General features: G+C 69.6%; 15 protein-coding genes. 2 read left to right on the plus strand and 13 right to left on the minus strand.

The genetic code is table 11. The features are described from left to right. Positions 1-39 precede the first annotated feature (39 nt). From acuI to CTP10_RS14920, 3 genes are all read right to left on the minus strand, one after another. A complete protein-coding gene (gene acuI / locus CTP10_RS14910; RefSeq protein ID WP_116320195.1) occupies positions 40-1,044 on the minus strand; it encodes an acrylyl-CoA reductase (NADPH) in 1,005 nt (334 codons plus the stop codon). A 110-nt stretch (positions 1,045-1,154) separates the two neighbouring features. Further along, positions 1,155-1,913, minus strand: coding sequence for a DsbC family protein (locus CTP10_RS14915; RefSeq protein WP_116320197.1), 759 nt, complete (start codon positions 1,911-1,913; stop codon positions 1,155-1,157). A gap of 45 nt (positions 1,914-1,958) precedes the next feature. After that, a complete protein-coding gene (locus CTP10_RS14920) occupies positions 1,959-3,257 on the minus strand; it encodes a UbiH/UbiF family hydroxylase (RefSeq protein WP_116320199.1) in 1,299 nt (432 codons plus the stop codon). 186 nt (positions 3,258-3,443) lie between these two features. On the opposite strand from CTP10_RS14920, the gene CTP10_RS14925 reads away from it, so the two are divergent. Together CTP10_RS14925 and ychF are read left to right on the plus strand one after the other, a co-directional pair. Beyond that, the gene (locus tag CTP10_RS14925) at positions 3,444-3,701 is read left to right on the plus strand and encodes a hypothetical protein (RefSeq protein ID WP_116320200.1); all 258 of its coding nucleotides are present in this window, start codon (positions 3,444-3,446) and stop codon (positions 3,699-3,701) included. A gap of 318 nt (positions 3,702-4,019) precedes the next feature. Next, a complete protein-coding gene (gene ychF, locus CTP10_RS14930; RefSeq protein WP_116320202.1) occupies positions 4,020-5,111 on the plus strand; it encodes a redox-regulated ATPase YchF in 1,092 nt (363 codons plus the stop codon). Positions 5,112-5,190: 79 nt separating this feature from the next. Here the strand turns inward: ychF and CTP10_RS14935 are convergent, their stop codons facing one another. From CTP10_RS14935 to CTP10_RS14980, 10 genes are all read right to left on the minus strand, one after another. After that, positions 5,191-5,688, minus strand: coding sequence for a GDYXXLXY domain-containing protein (locus CTP10_RS14935; protein ID WP_116320204.1), 498 nt, complete (start codon positions 5,686-5,688; stop codon positions 5,191-5,193). After that, positions 5,685-6,803, minus strand: coding sequence for a DUF4401 domain-containing protein (locus CTP10_RS14940; protein WP_116320206.1), 1,119 nt, complete (start codon positions 6,801-6,803; stop codon positions 5,685-5,687). Before CTP10_RS14940 ends, CTP10_RS14935 begins: the two co-directional genes overlap by 4 nt. Beyond that, positions 6,800-7,828, minus strand: coding sequence for a DUF2157 domain-containing protein (locus tag CTP10_RS14945; RefSeq protein WP_116320207.1), 1,029 nt, complete (start codon positions 7,826-7,828; stop codon positions 6,800-6,802). Before CTP10_RS14945 ends, CTP10_RS14940 begins: the two co-directional genes overlap by 4 nt. Before the next feature lie 99 nt (positions 7,829-7,927). After that, positions 7,928-8,332: a VanZ family protein gene (locus CTP10_RS14950; protein WP_147316214.1), complete on the minus strand. Its 405-nt coding sequence runs from the start codon at positions 8,330-8,332 to the stop codon at positions 7,928-7,930. Continuing rightward, positions 8,329-10,749: a polysaccharide biosynthesis tyrosine autokinase gene (locus CTP10_RS14955; protein WP_158577672.1), complete on the minus strand. Its 2,421-nt coding sequence runs from the start codon at positions 10,747-10,749 to the stop codon at positions 8,329-8,331. Before CTP10_RS14955 ends, CTP10_RS14950 begins: the two co-directional genes overlap by 4 nt. Then, positions 10,746-11,543, minus strand: coding sequence for a Crp/Fnr family transcriptional regulator (locus CTP10_RS14960; protein ID WP_116320212.1), 798 nt, complete (start codon positions 11,541-11,543; stop codon positions 10,746-10,748). The genes CTP10_RS14955 and CTP10_RS14960 overlap by 4 nt, the downstream gene beginning before the upstream one ends. A gap of 100 nt (positions 11,544-11,643) precedes the next feature. Then, entirely contained in the window at positions 11,644-12,801 is a 1,158-nt protein-coding gene (locus CTP10_RS14965) for a polysaccharide biosynthesis/export family protein (RefSeq protein WP_116320213.1), read from the minus strand. Next, complete coding sequence (locus tag CTP10_RS14970; protein ID WP_116320215.1) at positions 12,798-14,507, minus strand: FAD-dependent oxidoreductase; 1,710 nt, start codon at positions 14,505-14,507, stop codon at positions 12,798-12,800. Before CTP10_RS14970 ends, CTP10_RS14965 begins: the two co-directional genes overlap by 4 nt. A gap of 92 nt (positions 14,508-14,599) precedes the next feature. Beyond that, positions 14,600-15,778: a glycosyltransferase gene (locus CTP10_RS14975; RefSeq protein ID WP_116320217.1), complete on the minus strand. Its 1,179-nt coding sequence runs from the start codon at positions 15,776-15,778 to the stop codon at positions 14,600-14,602. Continuing rightward, positions 15,775-17,214, minus strand: a complete 1,440-nt coding sequence (locus CTP10_RS14980) for a hypothetical protein (RefSeq protein ID WP_116320218.1) — start codon at positions 17,212-17,214, stop codon at positions 15,775-15,777. Before CTP10_RS14980 ends, CTP10_RS14975 begins: the two co-directional genes overlap by 4 nt. Positions 17,215-17,219: the final 5 nt, after the last annotated feature.

A 17,219-nucleotide genomic window follows, 5' to 3' on the forward strand; every position in this document is an offset into this window, starting at 1 on the left:
GCCGGCGCCCGGGACAGCAATACCGCTGCAAGGCGCCGGTCAGGCGCGATTGACGTCGACCACCACGCGACCGCGCATGCCGCCTTCCACGATCCTGCGGCCCGCTTCGATCGCCTCGGCCAGGCCGATCTCGCGCGTGATCGCGTTCAGGCGATCCGGCTCCAGGTCGCTCGCCAGCCGCTGCCAGGCGCGCTCGCGCAGCGGCATCGCCGCCATCACGCTGTCGATGCCGTGCAGCGTCACGCCGCGCAGGATGAACGGCGCCACCGAGGCCGGGAAGTCCATCCCCTGCGCCAGCCCGCATGCCGTCACCACGCCGCCGTAGCGCACCTGCGCACACGCATTGACCAGGGTATGCGAGCCGACCGAATCCACCACCGCGGCCCAGCGTTCCTTCTGCAGCGGCTTGCCGGGCACGCCCAGCTCGGCGCGATCGATGACCTCGGCGGCGCCCAGTGCCTTCAGGAAATCCGCCTCGCTGGTCTTGCCGGTCGACGCCACCACCTTGTAGCCCAGCTTGCTCAGCACCGAGATCGCGACCGAGCCCACCCCGCCGGAGGCGCCGGTCACCAGCACCTCGCCATCGCCCGGCCGCACCGGGCCGTTGACGCCGCCGCGCTCCAGCGCCAGCACCGACAGCATCGCGGTATAGCCGGCGGTGCCGATTGCCATGGCCTGGCGCGTGGTAAAGGCATCGGGCAGGCGCACCAGCCAGTCGCCCTTCAGCCGCGCGCGCTGCGCCAGGCAGCCCCAGTGGGTCTCGCCCACGCCGTAGCCGTTCAGCACCACCTTGTCGCCGGCGTGCCAGCGCGGGTTGGTCGATTCCAGCACCGTACCGGCGCCGTCGATGCCCGCCACCATCGGCCACTTGCGCACCACCGGCGAGCGGCCCGTGATCGCCAGGCCGTCCTTGAAGTTGATGGTGGAATAGTCCACCGCCACCAGCACATTGCCCCCGGCGGGCAGCTGCGCTTCGTCAAGCGTGGCCAGATTGGCCTGGGTGGCGCCGTCGGCCTGGGTCAGCAGCAATGCCTGGAACGTCATGGTGTCTCCTTGTCGCCTGGCGGCGATCGCCTGGAAATGATGGAAAGCGAAAAGCAGGACGGCCGGACAAGTCCGGCCGTCGATCGAGCCGGGTCAGGTCCGGCGCGCGCTTATTTCTTGATGCTGGCGAGCTTCTTCTCCAGCGTGGCCACATCGGCCGCGCCCGGGATGCGGGTGCCGTCCATGAAGAACACCGCCGGCGTGCCGGTGACATTCATGCTCTGGCCCAGCGCCAGGTTCTCCTGCAGCGGCGTCTGGCAGCTGCCGTTGCCGGTCAACGCCACATGCTTGAGCATCCAGTCGCGCCACGCCTTGGTACGGTCGGCCGCGCACCAGACCTGCTTGGCCTTGGTCTCTGAGTCCGGCGACAGCACCGGGTACAGGAAGGTGTACACGGTGATGTTGTCCATCTGCTGGAAGGTCTGCTCGATGCGCTTGCAGTAGCCGCAGTTGGGATCGGAGAACACCGCGATCTGGCGGCTGCCGTCGCCCTTGCTCCACTTGATCGCGCGCGCCAGCGGCAGGTCCGACCACTTGATGCGGTTGATCTCGGCCATCCGCTCCTCGGTCAGGTTAGTGCCGGTGCGGGTGTCGATCATCTCGCCGTTGAGGATGTAGCGGCCGGTGCTGTCGGTATAGACCACCTGCCCGCCGATATTGGCCTCGAACAGGCCCGGCACCGGGGTCTTGGTGATGCTCTTTACCTCGGCACGGCCGCCCAGCACCTTCTGCAGCGACTCCTTGATGCGGTCGGTACCGGGTTCGCCAGCCGCCATGGCATGCAGGGCAAAGCCGGCCGCGGCCAGTCCGCCAACGACAGCGGTGACGGCGGCGCTGCGGACAGGGTGGCGGCGCAGAAATGGAAACATGTGGACTCCAGGGGGTATTCGATGTTCGTTCGGGGCGCGGCGGCGTCAGCCGAGCGCGCGCCCGATCAGGAAACGTTTGAGCAGCGGCTGGCCACCCACCGCGCGCATGCCGGTGTTGCGCACCACGCGGGCCACGCCGCCGGGCAGCGAGAACAGCCGGTGCAGCCCGTCGGTGGCCGCGGTCAGCGACAGCAGGTCGGTAGCGCGCGCGCGCTCGTAGCGGCGCAGCAGGCGCAGGTCGCCCTCGCTGCGGAAAGGTTCTTTGTCGGCCATCACGCGGCCAAGTTCCGCGACATCGCGCAGGCCCAGGTTCATGCCCTGCCCCGCCAGCGGGTGCACCACGTGCGCGGCGTCGCCGACCAGCGCCACGTGCGGCTGCACGAACTGGTCGGCGCGCTGCAGCACCAGCGGGAAGCCCTGCGCCGGTGTCACGCAGCGCAGCGTGCCGAACTGGCTGCCGACCGCGCCGGCGGCGCCCTGCATCACGGTGGCGGCGAGCGCCTCGGGCGACAGCCCCAGCAGGTCGCGCGCGTGCGCTTCGTCGGCCGACCAGACCATCGACACATGGTTGCCAGGAAGCGGCAGCAGCGCCAGCACCTCGCCATTGGCGGGCTCCTCGTCGGCCATCAGCTTTTCCGGCGCACCCAGGAACCACTGCCAGGCGGTCTCGTGGTGCGGACGCTCGCAGGCAAAGTTGGCGACCACGCCAAGCTGGCGGTACTTGCGCGTGCTGACGCCGATATGGCACTGCTGGCGCAGCCACGAGCGCGCGCCGTCGGCGCCGATCGCCAGCGCCGTGCGCAGCTTGCTGCCGTTGTCCAGCGTCAGCGTGATGCCTTCGGGATCGCGCTCGCATACGCTGGCGGTGCCGTCGTGCCAGGTCACCTGGTGCTGGAAGCCGAGCGCGGTGTCGAGCGCACGCTCGACATGGCTGGATTCGATGATCCATGCCAGTTGCGGCACCGCGGCGGCGTAGGCGGAGAAATGGAGGTCGCCGTCCACGCTGGGCGTGGTCTCGGCGGCGCTGACGTCGCCAAAGACACGCATGTCGCGCACCGGCTGGATACGCGACGGATCCAGCGCCTCCCACACGCGCATCTGTTCCAGCAGCGCGTGCGAGCTGGCGGAAAACGCATAGATACGGCTGTCCCAGTCCTGCGGCCCGGCGGCCGGCACGCGGCCGACGCCGCGGGGCGGCTTCGGCGCCACCAGCGCCACGTCCATGCCCTGCTGGGCCAGCAACAAGGCGCAGGACTTGCCGACGATGCCGCCACCGACGACGGCAACCTGGAAAGCGGAGGAATTGCGCGCAGAGCTGCGCGCGGACGCGTGGGATCGGGTCATGGCTGGATTATAGCCACGTCACTCCGGGGGCCTCCGGGCGGGACGTACGGGCGTTCATTATTTCTTCAGGTCATTAGGCTTATGACAAATCAATCGGTGCATAGAACCGAGTTCGGAAACACACAGCCTATATTGAAACGAAATGTTTCTGACCCGGGGACGAACCACCTGAAGGGAGGTGGAACAATGAAGAAGGCGCTTTGGATTGCCGCGGTGGGTTTCGCGGTTGCAGGGGGATCGGCTTTTGGAGGCACGACTGGCCCGCGGGACGTTTATTCCGATGGCGCCAAGATCTCCAAGTTCGATGTGTATTCGGATGGAGCACGCGTAACTGACCGGCGGGACGTGTTCCTGGATGGCGACAGGGTAATCGACAGGCGCGACATGTTTACGGACGGCGCCAAGGCCACGGATAAGCGGGATCAGTTCACGGACGGCGCATGAACGTCGTGAATCTCGATTGAGCGCAAGCGGCGCTCACGCAACGGCCAGGATGACTTCCTGGCCGTCTTGTTTTTGCATACGGTGCAAATCGCCCGCAAATCGCCCGCAAATCGCCCACCCCGCCAGCAACCCGCAGTCCCGATAGGGTTACAATTGCCGTTTTTCGTGGCAGACCCCGTACAGCCGTCGAGCGGCGCTCGATGTGACGTGTTTGTCTCGTCCGATGCAGTCCCGCGACTGGCGCGCCCAGTGCCCGTCGCCAGCCCGACCGGCTCCGGACCGCATCCTGCAAACCCTTGATTTTCCTAAGACAAGACCATGAGCCTCAAATGCGGCATCGTCGGCCTGCCCAACGTCGGCAAGTCCACGCTGTTCAATGCCCTGACCAAGGCCGGCATCGCCGCCGAAAACTATCCGTTCTGCACGATCGAGCCCAATGTCGGCGTGGTCGAAGTGCCGGATTCGAGGCTCGGCAAGCTGGCCGAGATCGTCAAGCCTGAGCGCATCCTGCCGGCCACCGTCGAGTTCGTCGACATCGCCGGCCTGGTGGCGGGCGCCTCCAAGGGCGAAGGCCTGGGCAACCAGTTCCTGGCCAACATCCGTGAAACCGACGCCATCACCCACGTGGTGCGCTGCTTCGAAGACGACAACGTGATCCACGTGGTCGGCAAGGTCGACCCGCTGTCGGACATCGAGGTCATCAACACCGAACTCGCGCTGGCCGACCTGGCCACCGTGGAAAAGGCCCTGGCCCGCTACATCAAGCCGGCCCGCGCTGGCGACAAGGAAGCGCTGCGGCTGGTTGGCGTGCTGGAAAAGGCGCAAGCCGTGCTCGACCAGGCCAAGGCCGTGCGCACGCTCGACCTGGCCCCGGAAGAATGGGATGCCATCCGCCCGTTCTGCCTGATCACGGCCAAGCCGACCATGTACGTCGCCAACGTGCGTGAAGACGGCTTCGAGAACAACCCGCACCTGGACGCGGTGCGCGAGTACGCCAAGCAGACCAATTCGCCGGTGGTGGCCGTGTGCGCCGCCATCGAAGCCGAGATTGCCGACCTGGACGACGCCGACAAGGCCGAATTCCTGGCCGACCTGGGCATGGAAGAACCGGGCCTGGACCGCGTGATCCGCGCCGGCTTCAAGCTGCTGGGCCTGCAGACCTACTTCACCGCGGGCGTGAAGGAAGTGCGCGCCTGGACCATCCACGTCGGCGACACCGCGCCCAAGGCGGCCGGCGTGATCCACACCGACTTCGAGCGCGGCTTTATCCGTGCGCAGACCATCGCCTTCGACGACTACATCACGTTCAAGGGCGAGACCGGCGCCAAGGAAGCCGGCAAGATGCGCGCGGAAGGCAAGGAATACGTGGTGAAAGATGGGGATGTGCTGAACTTCCTGTTCAACGTCTGAGCCTGCCCCCGACGACAAGAAACCCGGCGGTCTCGCGGGTTTCTTGTTTTCTGGCGTGCGCTGGGAAACAATCGCCGCCTCACAGCTTCTCCATCTCCTTCCCCCGCAGCCCCACCAGCAGCGCCTGGCCATCCGCCCCCACGCGGAACTCTCCAAACATGGCCCGGGCGAAGCGCTCGCCCTGCCCTTCCTGGAAGAAATACGCATCGGTCGACACCTGCACCTGCGCCCCGCCCCAGCGCGATCGCGCCGCCTGGAAGCGCAGCAACTGCTCGCCCACGCCCAGCTGGCCGCCGTCATGCAGCCGCACGAAGCTGGCCACGCCCTGTGCGTCGCGCCGGATCACGGCCACGCCGTCGCGCGGCGGGCGCTCCGCCGGCCCCTGTGCCGTGCGGATCTGGTTGCCGATGTCGAAATTCAGCGCCATGTAGTCGCCCTGCATCAGAGAGCGCGGATCGACCGGCGCGAGCCGCAGCAAGACGGTGTCGCCGCGTGCCAGCAGCGTTTCCTTGCCGGCGATGCCAACGGCGGCCAGCGTCAGGGTCAGTGCCCACGCGATCAGGATCCAGCGTTTCATGCGAACTCCTTGCCAGTGCGGCCGTGCAGCAGCCAGTATCGCCCGGCCAGCAACAGCACCCCCGCCGCGGCCAGCGTGACCGACTTGGCCAGCAGCGTCCAGTGAAGCGCGCTGTAGTACCAGATAAAGCCGATGGCAATGGCGGCGACGCCCAGGCCCATCCAGGCCAGGGAGGCCCGGCGCAGGGCCAGCCCCAGCGCGAGCGCACCGGCCACGACGGCGGGCGCCGCGGCCATCAGCGCGCCAAAGGCGAGCGTGCCGGCCAGCACGGCCGCCTGCATGGCGGGACCGACCGCGAGCCGGCGGCCTTCCGCCAGGGCAAAGCCGGCCAGCACCAGCGTCAGCAGCGCGCCCCCGACCCAGTGCGCGACCGACAGGTGGCCCGCCTCCGGATCGAACAGCCAGGCCATCGGATGGCTCATCCCGGTCACTACCAGCGCCATGGCGAGCGCGGCCAGCAGCGTGGCATCGGCGAGCGGCTCCAGCAGTGCATGCCGCCCTGCCGCGCACACGCGCGCTTCGGCCAGCGTGAAGCCGGTCACCAACGCGCAGCCCAGCGGCGCCAGCCAGCCGAACGACCACGTCAGCGCCAGCCAGTCATTGGCGGCCTCGTGCGGCAGTCCGAGATGCACGGCGCCCGCCAGCCCGATCCAGATGCCAAGCCCTGACAGCAGCCGGTGCAGCCGGTTGGGCACCAGCAAGACCAGCGCGCCTTCGAACAGCGCGATGCCGGCCCAGAACCCGGCGGTCTCGGTCACGCGCGTAAAGCCGAGCGCCTCGACCAATCCATACACCGCCATCCCCTGCCCGCACAAGCTGACCGCCAGCGCGAACTGGCTCGTTGCGATGCCGCCGCCACGCCAGAACAGCAAGGCGGCCAGCGCGATCATGGCAAGGCCGGTCACGGCCATGGCGACACCGTTCTCGCGCGCGGCCACGAACACCGTTCCGACCAGGAACATCTGGAAAAACAAGGCGCCAAGCCAGCCGGCCGCGCCCATCAGGCAGCGCACCGCCCACGGCGCATGGCTGTGTTCCGGGCATTCGCCCTGCACCGCTCCGCGCGCGGCCAGTTCCCGCCAGAGCCGTTGTTCGGTCTGCAAGGTGGTGCTCATGCCTGCTCCAGTTGGGAACGATAGGCGCGCATCAGCCACGCCGCCGCGCCAGCGGCAAGCCCGATGGTGACCAGCCCGAGCAGCAGGAATGCGCCGAAGTCGCCCTTGCCCTCGAACAGCAGCTTGCCGAGTCCGGCCACCACCAGCAAGATACCCGTCAGGCAGGTCAGGCTCAGCACGACGATGTCGAAGGCGCGTTGCCGGTACCACCACGCCAGCCCGGCCAGCACGGCCACCGCAAGCACGAATGACGCGCCATCGAAGCGTTTGTCCAGCAAGCTGGTCAGACCCAGCGAGCCGGCCAGCACGCACGCCAGCGCCGCCAGCAAGCGGCTGCCGGTCTGTCCCCGGAAGCCCAGCCCGGGCGCGCGGGCCACCAGCAAGTGCCACAGCGCCAGTTGCAGCAGCACCGCCCCCAGCAAGGCCAGCGTGGCGGTGCGCAGGTAGCGGCTGTCGAACAGCAGCGCGAACAGGCCATCCATGCCGAAGCGGATGCTGAAGTAGCGCAGCAGCGCCACGTTGCCGACCACCAGCACCAGCCACCAGTGCGGCGCCGCGCGCGCCGCCAGTGCCCACGGCCCCGCCAGCAGCGCCCACAGCGCGAACAGCTGCCAGGCGTCGGCGCCGGTCTGATAGGTCTGGCCGATCACTGCCAGCAGCACGCCGGACAGGGCCTGCGCGCCGCCCAGCGCGGCGCGGCCGGCCATGTCGCCGGGCGCGCGAAACCAGGCAAAGGCCGCCAGCAGCGTCACCGCGGCGGCCAGCAGGCCGAATTTGCTGAACTTGTGCAGCTCTTGCCAGTTGAAGGCAAAGAACACGACCACGCCCGCACATAGCAGCACGGTGCCGAGTGCGAGCAAGGCGCGGTCGAGCCAGCGCAGCCAGTCGGCCGGATGAGGCTCGGTAGCGCGCCAGGCCGGCGCTGCCGCGCCGGCGTCTAGCCGGCATTGGTCGCGCCACGCCGCCAGCGCCTGGCGCTGCGCGCGGCGTTCCGGCAGCGCGCCGGCGATCGGGGAGGGTTGCATGCGGTCGGGTCGCCACGCAGCCGGCGACGGAGTTGCGATCCGCTCACTCTAGCAAAGGCGCTGCGCCATTGCATCGGGGCGCATGCCGCAAGCGCCGCATCAGCGTGCGGGTTCCGAGCCGGCGCCGTGCGGCAGCGCACGCCGCTGCGACAGCCATCCCGAAAGCCACGCCGCCAGCATCGTGCCAGCGAGGAAGCCTGCCATGTCGATGCCGACATCGAGCCAGCGCGGATGACGGTTGATGGCAAACACCTGCAGCCCTTCGGTCAACAACGCCAGCCCCAGCAATACAGCACCGATGCGCCGCGCCGGCCACGCGATCAGGCGCGATGCCAGCAGCCATGCCATCGCTGTGAACAGCAGAAAATGCGCCAGCGACGACAGCGGGAACGGCGCGTGCAGGCTGCGCTCCAGCGTGTCGCGCATGCGGCCGGGGATCTGGGTGCCGACCAGCAGCACCGCCGCCAGCAAGCAGGTGGCGCACCACGCCAGCCGATGTCTCATGGACGCCCTCCTCCCAGCGCCGCGACCCGCGGGCGCTTTTTCATGTTGTGTTGCATGCCGCCGTGCATGCGCGCCTTGCTGTCTTTCGTGCTGTCTTTGTCCTGCGGGCTCTCTTGCCACGCGGGCAGCGCCGGCAAGGGCACGCGGCCCGCGCTGCCGCGCAGCAAGGCGCGCGTATCGGCCACGCGCGCCTTGTCATGGCGCGGCGACACGCCGTTGACGACGCCACCGACCACCACCGCGCCGCAGCGCCCGAGCTGGCTCAGCGCCTGCGCGGCGACCGACTGCGGGGTTTCCAGCGCGCGCATCAGCAGCAGCGTCGCGCCGGCGAGGTGGCAGACCAGCATGGCGTCGGCCACGGCCAGCACCGGCGGCGTGTCGACCAGCACCAGGTCGAAGCGCGACTCGGCCTCGGCCAGGATCCCGCGCAGGCGCGGCTGGCTGAGCAGCTCAGACGGGTTGGCGGGCAGCGTGCCGGCGCCAAGCAGCCACAGGCCGGATACCGCGGTGCGACATGTCGCCTCGCACAGGGTGGCGTTGCCGGCCAGCACATCGGCAAGGCCCACACCGCAATCTGCGCCATCCATGCCGAACCAGCCGGCCAACGAACCACGCCGCAGGTCGGCGTCGATGAGCAGCACGCGCAGCCCCGCGTCGGCGGCCAGTACGGCCAGGTTCGCCGCGGTGAAGGTCTTGCCTTCGCCGGCGCGGGCGCTGGTCAGCGCGACCACGCGCCGGCCATGGGGCGCCAGGCCCAGCTGCAGGGCCCCGCGCAGCATGCGCAGCCCTTCCACCGCCAGCACGTCCGGATGCTGGCAGGCCAGCAGGAACCGGTCGTGGCCGGCATGGCCGGCTTCGGCGCCGCCGCGCAGCGGCGCCACGACCGTGACCTCGCCGGCGGGCCTTGCCCCCGCTGCCGCCGTCCCACCCGTGCCCTCCGCTGAGCGCGCGCGCTGCCCGAGCCGGCGCTGCTCGTCGCTGAACATCACCTCGCAGATCACCGGCAGCGCCAGCCCGGCCTCGATGGTGCCGGCGGACGCCAGCTGCGCGGCGCGGCGCTGGCGCAGCATGGCCACGGCCAGTGCCAGCAACAGGCCCGCCGCGCCCGCCGCCGCGGCGACCAGCGCACGCGGCGGGCCAGCGGGAGCCACCGACGGTGTCGCCGCATCGAGCAGCAGCGCTTCGCTGCCGCCGTCGGCACGCGCCAGCGCCAGGCGCTGCGCCTGCCCGCGCAGCGACATGTAGGCGTCCTCGGCGACCTTGACATCGCGCGTCAGCGAGACCTGGTCGCGCTCGGCTTCGGACAGCCCTTGCAGGCGGCCGTCGAGGCTGCGGCGGTCGTTGCGCAACTGCTCGATCTGGTCGTCGATGGCACGCACCTCCTGGTTCTCCGGCGTGTAGTTCCGCAACAGCCGCGCGCGCTGGAGCCGCAATGCCGAGATCTGCCGCTGGTATTCGATGCTGCCGTGCAGGTAGGACTGCGCATCCTGGCTGGGCAGCAGTGTGCCGGCGCGCGCGCGGTGGCGCGCCAGCGCGCCTTCGGCCTGCTCCAGCTCGGCCCGCACGCGCGGCAGTTCTGTGGTGATGAAATCCAGCATGCGCCCTGCCTGTTCCTGGCGCTGATGCGCGAGCACGTGGGCGTACGAAGCGGCGATCGCATTCACTACTGCGCTGGCGCGCTGCGGATCGGTGTCGCGCCATGCGATCCGGACGGCTTCGCCGGATGGCTCGATGCGCAATGCCTCGGCCAGCGCGGCAGCCGCCGCGGCGCCATCGCGCCGCACCAGCGTGAACTGCGTGCCGGCGCGCGCCACCAGCACGGACAACTGCAGCGAGACCGCGCCGCGATGCGCCGGCGTACCCGACTGGCCTTCCAGCAACGTCTGCCCGTCGGGCGCCTCAAGGCGATAACGCTGTCCGCCCAGCGCAACCAGGCGCAAGGGCCGGTCGACCAGCGCCTCAGGCACCGTCAGCGCGGCCACCGACACGCGCTCGCCACCCCAGCCGTATGACGCCAATGCCGGCAGTGGCGCCGGCAACATTCCGTCGCCGGCGGGCTGCGCCAGCCACGACCACAGCGTGGCCAGCAGCGGAAGGCGCCGCGGCGCCGCTTCGATGTCGAGCCCGTGATCGTGCACCACCGGCGCCAGCACCGTGCGGCTGGCCAGCATGCCGGTGTCGAGCCCCGCACCGTTCTGCGCGCCAGGCCGCTGCGCCTGCCAGGGCATGGCCTCGCCGCGCGGCGCGCCGATGAGTACGTCGGCCCGGTAGCGCGGTGGCAACGACGCTGCATAGAGCGCACCCGCCAGCACGGCCGCCACCGTGGCGGCCGTGATCCAGCCAGCCTGCGCGCGCAGCGGCATCGCGCCGCGTACCGCCGCCATGCCGGCATGCGCGTCATGGACATGGGCATTCATACGCAGCTCCCCAGCGTGACAGCGTGGTCGGCATGGACTGACTGGTGGCCGTGCGCCGCCTCGATGGCAGCGGTATGCCCCGCCGGCGGCGGCAGCAAGCGGGCGTACTCCTGCCGGATCACGCGGTAGCATTCGCATCCCATCGCTTCCAGCCGGGCGCGGTCGAGCACGACAATGCGGCCCCGGCTGGTGGCAAGCAGGCCAAGCTCCTGCATGCGGCCGACCGCGGCGGCCACGCCTTCGCGGCGCACGCCAAGCCGGTCGGCGATACCCTGCTGGGTACTCAGCAACTCGCGCGAATGCATGCGCTCCAGCGTGAGCAGCAGCCAGCGGCACACCTGGTCGCTCAGCGGATGGTGGCGATTGCAGACCGCGACCTGCGCCACCTGCGTCAGCAGCGCCTGCACGTAAAGCAGGCTGGCACGGCGCATGGCGGCCGATTGCATGAAGGCATGCCGCATCAGCGCGGCCGGGATACGGTAGGCCAGCCCGGTGCAGCGTACTTCCACCCGATACGGCATCGAGTCGCCACCGGTCAGGATCGGCATGCCCACCAGCCCTTCCTTGCCGACCACCGCCACTTCAATCCCCGCGCCCGACTCGGACACGGCCAGCATCGACACCACCGCGGTCGTCGGGAAATGCACGTGGTGGATGCGCTGCCCCGCCTCGCTCAGCATCTGGCCGGCGCGCAGCTTGACCAGCTCCAGTTGTGCCGCCAGCGGATGGCAGCCCTCCTGCAACAGCGCGGCCAGCACATAGTTGCACTCCGGCCGTGAAAATTGGCTCTCCATGTCAACTCCCCGTTCTGCCTTGACGATGATTTCCTCGGTCCGCGGTGCTGCGCGCCGTTGGCGCGCGCCCGCGGTATGTTTTGCAATGCTGCGTATGGGCTCAGCGCGACAGCTCCTTGGTGAAGAACAGCGTCTGGATCGTCGGCGTGATCTGCTCAAGCACGCGGTTGAAGCGCACCGCATCCGAGGTCCCGACGTAGACCACATCGAGCGGTTCGAGCCGGAACTGCGTCGACAGCAGCAGCGCATCGACCTGGCTCATGTCGAGGCGGAACACCTCGGGCGTGGTGGGGCTGTCGCGCATGCCGCGGATGATGAAGATCTGGCGCGGGTCGGCGTAGCGCACGTCGATGCTGTTGACGCCGGCCAGCGCATCGGCCAGCGTCAGGCGGCCGCGGTTCATCAGCATCGAGGTGGGCTTGGCCACTTCGCCGAGGATGAAGATGCGGCTGCCCAGCCGGTCGGGAACGTTGACGATGTCGCCCGCCTGCAGCAGGAAGTCGCTGAAGCCGTTGCGGCGGTCAATCAGCGCTTCCAGGTCCAGTTCATAGACCTCGCTGCCTCGCGTCAGGCGCACCTTCTGCACGTCAGCCTCGGGCATGGTGCCGCCGGTGCGCGCCACCGCGTTGATCATCGTCAGTGGCACATCGGTAACCGGGATCGAGCCCGGATTGCGCACCAGGCCGGTCACGTCGACACGGCCGTGGCGATAGGCGATCACGCGTACGTCGACACGGGGATCGCGCAGGTCGCGCTCCAGCCCGCGCGTGATCATCCTGCGCACTTCCTCGATGGTGCGCCCGCCGACCCTGAGCACGCCCACCGGCGGATAGAACAGCTCGCCGCTGCGCGAGACGCGGAACCCGTTCTGGTCCAGCGGCAGCTGCGGCTGCGCTGCCTCGGTCGGCATCATCTGGGCGGCAGCGGGCGCGGCCGGCGCGGTCGAGCTGAGCTGCGGGTTGAACAGCACGGTCACGCCCAGCACGTCCTGCGGGCCAACCAGGTACTCGTAGCGTTCGATGCTGGTGCGCAGGTCCGTGCCGCGCGCCGGCGATACCTGGCTGTTCGACGCGAGCACGGCGTCGATCTGCGCGCGGATCACGTCGGCAGTGATCAATTGCACCGGGTAGGTCTGCGTGCCGGTCTTGGCGCGCAGGTTGTCATCCAGCCGGCTCCCGTCCAGCGCCGGTCCGGGCGCCCACGAGCACGCCGCCAGCGCACTCGCAAACAGGCCTGCGATCACGATCCGATAGCTCATGAGGGTTCTCCTTCCAGTGCGTCCGGTGCCGCCAGCGCATGCGCTTCACCCTGGGCCGGCGTGCCGGCCGCCGGCGCCACGCCGGCGGCGCGCGCCGTGTCGCCGAGGGTGCGCGCCAGGTGTTCGCTCAGCCGCAGCGCCAGCGCCGCGATAGTGATGGTGGGAAAGTTGGCGCCCACGGTCGGGAACACGGAACTGCCGGCCACATACAGGTTGCCGATGCCGTGCACGCGGCAGTTGCGGTCGACCACGCCCTGCCTGGGCGAGTCATGCATGCGGGTGGTGCCCATGTGGTGCCAGGTCCCTTCCAGCGACGCCGGCCACGGCTGGCCCTCGGTGGGCGGATCGAGCGTGACGCGGGCCACGCCGGTGCGCTCCAACTCGTCCGCCAGCAGCCCGAAGGTGCGGTCGAAGGTGCGCTGCACCAGGCTGCCGACGCGCCAGTTCACGCGTACGCGCGGCATGCCCAGCCGATCACGCTGCTGCGACAGCGTCACGCGGCTCTCGGGATCGGGCGCAGCCTCGACGATGGCCTGCATGCGCACACCCGAGATCAGCGCACGCGGCTGCAGCAGCCGCGTCAGGCCAAAACCAACGGTATCCAACGGGTGCCTGGCCATGGTGAGCAGGTCGCGGCCGACGCGGTAGCCAGGCTGGTCCTTGCGCAGCAGCGCCTGCTTGGCGCGGATCAGCGCCTCGGCGCCGGCGCTGCCCTCGCCATAGAACATCGAGAAGAACCAGACCCGCGCATTGAGCAGCCGCTCGCGCGCGAGCACCTCCGGGCGCAGCGCGAACTGCGACGAGATCCGGGTGCCATGCGCGCTGACCGCCGGGTTCTGGTAGTGGTACTTGATGTCGTAGAGCTTGTTGCGCGACCACGCCTTGCTGAAATGCACCCAGCCCGACATCAGCCGCGGATGGTCCATGAAGTAGCGTCCGACCAGGTCATTGGCATTGCCCAGGCCCGCCGGGCTGGCGCGGTTCGAGGCCAGCATCAGGCGCGCGTTCTCGATGCCGCCTGCGGCCAGCACGAAGCGCTGCGCCACCACGCGGAAGCGCTTGCCGCTGAGCGTGGCGACCGACAGGTGGGTCACCGCGCCGGCGTTCGCATCGGTTTCGATGGCGGTCACGTTGGCGTAGAGGAGCACCTTGACGCGGCCGGCGGCGGCAAGCGTGTCGCGGTACAGCTTGCCCAGGCGCGCCGGCGGGCTGAACTGCGAGATGGTGTCGCGGATGTTGGCGCCGCTCAGCGGCAGCCGCCGCACGTCGGCGCGGCCGATGGCCTGTTCCCACCACGCGGGCTCGAAGTTGTCAGGCCCCAGCCGCAGCAGCTCATGGGTGCGCGCGTAGTAGGGCCTGAGTTCATCGAGCCCGAACGGCCAGCCGCTGTGCGGCACCCACTCGCGGCGCTCCAGGTCCCACGGGTCCAGCGGCCTGCACCAGCCACCCCAGCAGTTGCTGCTGCCCCCGAGGTAGCGGCTGCGACTGCCGTCCGCGAAGGTGTAGGGCAGCCCGGCGTTTTCACCCCGGTACAAATCCCGGGTGTCTTCGTCCGGCTTGTAGCCGCCGCTTTCCAGCACGCAGGCATCGATACCCATGCGCTGCATCTGCAGCGCCAGCGTGATGCCCGCGACTCCCGCGCCCACGATGCACACGGTAGTGCGTATTGTCGTGTTCTGTTCGATTTGCCTTGCATCGACAAACATAGCGTCGCTCCCCTTTTTGCCCTTGCCTTGCACACCCGAAGCGGACGTGCGCGAGCCCCCGTCAAGACCATCACTTGCTGCGCCTGCCCTCCTTATCTTTTTTCTTCAACGCCTGTCGCCTGCACCACCCGAAGCAGGTCCGCCGCCATCGCTTCCACGGTGAAATGCCGCGCAAATACCGCGTGCGCGCGGGCCCGCATACGCGCATGCTGGGCCGGTGCCAGGGCGAACCAGGCTCGCAGCATCCCCGCCGTGCCATCCACGGTGTCTGGCGCTCCCATGCCCGCGCCGCCCTGTGCCACCTCGCGCCAGATGTTCACCTGCGTCGACAGCAGCGCCGGCAGGCCGCAACCGAGCGCCTCGGCGACAGCGATGCCAAAGTTCTCCTGGTGCGAGGGCAGCACGAACACCTCGCTGGCGCGAAAGGCGCCCCACTTCATCTCGTCACGCAACATGCCCGGCCAGGTGATGCGGTCCGCGATGCCGCGCGCGGCGGCCTGTTCGCGCAGTGCGGCGGCCCAGCCCGCGCTGTCGGGCCCGGCCATCACCAGGTGCGCGGCCGGCACTTGCGCGGCTTCGCATGCGAACGCGTCGATCAGCAGGTCGCAGCCCTTCTTCGGGTGCAGGCGGCCCAGGAAGAGAACCAGGCGCTTGCCGCGCAGCGACGGGTACGCCGTGAGGAAGCGCTCGGCCAGGCTGCCGCCGTCGGCCGCATGCGCCGGCGGCGGCACGCTGGTGCCGAAGCTGACCACGCGTTCGTTGGCGCGATACAGCCAGAAGGATTCGCGCGCGCGCCGGCGCTCTTCCTCCGCGGTGAACAGCACCGCGCGCGCGTCGCGCAGGACGCGGTATTCCGCCCACGGCCAGTACAGCCACTTCTTCAGGTGCTTGAGCGGATACGCGCGGCGAAACCACGGATCTAGCATCCCGTGCGGAAAGACGAAGTACGGCACCCCGCTGTCGCGCAGCGCCTGCCATGTCGCGAAGCCGTGGTGCTGCCAGAGCCCGTTGACGATGACCGCGGCGAAGCCCCGCGCATGCGCACGCAGCCAGGGCACCAGCGCCGGGCAATAGCGGTAGCCGCCACGCGCCGGCCCCAACGCATGGACGGCGAGGCCGGTTTGTAGCAGCCACGGCGCATCGGGCGCATCGAGCGTCAGGATCTCGACGCGATGGCCCTGCGCGGCCAGCGCGGCGGCGCTCTGGCGCACGCACTCGGCAGGCCCGCCCTGGCGCGGATCGAGCGATGGCAGCAGTTGCAGGATCTTCATGGACGGGGTCCTTGCAGGGTGAGGCGCGGCGCCGACGGGGCGGCCGCGCGGGCGGGTGGCAAGACCGGCAGCGAGACCGGCAGCCGGGGCGGCCGGGGTGGCTGCGGCGTGGCCGGCTGCGTCGCCGGTGCGCGGGCAGCCGCCGGCGTCCCGCGACGCACCCCCAGGCGCTGCAGCCGCATGCACGAGCCCACCAGCAGGCCCAGCGCCACGCCGTACACCAGGCCGGAGTAGCGCGGGCCCAGCGGGTTGCCGCCGATCGAGGTGGCCGGCAATGCCGCCAGCACCATCAGCGCGCGCCCCAGCACCGGCAGGTAGGGCGCATCCGGGGCATGACGGCGCCAGCGCCGGTAGATCACCGCCCCGCGCCACAGTGCGAACAGCACCGCGAACGGCAGCGCCAGCCCGAACACCACGCCGCCGGCGAAGAGCTGGTAGACCCAGAAGTTGTGGCCGGCGGCCCATTCGTTGATGGCGTAGAACTCCTTCTCGCTCATCTGGCCCGACAGGGCCGTCAGGTAGTCGGGCGAGTAGCGGTAGTTGTGGCCGAAGCCCTTGCCAAGCAGCAGCGAGACCGTGCTGGCGGTGACCTGGTCCATCTGGTCCTTGATCTCTGCCAGCCGCGTCGCGGTGGTGGGATCGATGCCCGAGGCCGTTGCCTTGGCGGCCGAGATGCGCTGCTCCCAGTGCGCGGCCACGCTCGGGAACAATGCCGAGCCGATCACCACGGTGCCGCCGATCAGCGCGACCGTGATCACCATCGCGCGCGCCACCGACTTGAGCAACTGGCGCAGCGACGGCGCCCCCAGCCACGTCGCCAGGCAGAACAGCATGGCGGTGCCGACCAGCAGGCTGCGCGTCACGCTGAGCAGCTCGATCGCCACCGACAGCAGGAACAGCAGCAGCGTCAGCTTCGAAAAGCGCCGCGCGATCACGAACTCGTGCAGCAGCAGGCCCTGCAGCGCCAGGAACACCACCGACACGATGCGGAAGCGCACCGTTTCCAGCCCGCCGCCGATGGCCATGCCATAGCCGAAGCTGAACAGCAGCGAGATCACCATGCCGGTGAACATGGCCTTCTCGACCTGCACCAGCCGGTCCGTCTGCCACGGCCGGCAGGCGGCCAGGTAGCCGAACAGCATCAGCATGAACGGCAGCAGCACGCGCAAATAGTTGCCGAAATCATTGCCCTGCAGCAGCTGCGGCACCAGGCTGCCGGGCACCGTCAGCATCAGCGCGATGGTGACGGCGCTGCGCAACTGGCTGCCGCCGGCAAAGCGGGGCGCGGTCATCACCAGCACGATGGTGCCGGCGATGGCCGGCAGCGTCAGCAGGATCTGCGTGATGCGGCTGCCGTTCTCGTCGACGCTCTTGAAATCGACCGCCAGCGGGCACAGTGCCAGCCAGATCCAGAGGGTGATGAAGCGGTTGCGCATGCCCG

The sequence above is a fragment of the Cupriavidus sp. P-10 genome (genome assembly GCF_003402535.2).
In the GTDB taxonomy this organism is placed as follows: Bacteria; Pseudomonadota; Gammaproteobacteria; order Burkholderiales; family Burkholderiaceae; genus Cupriavidus.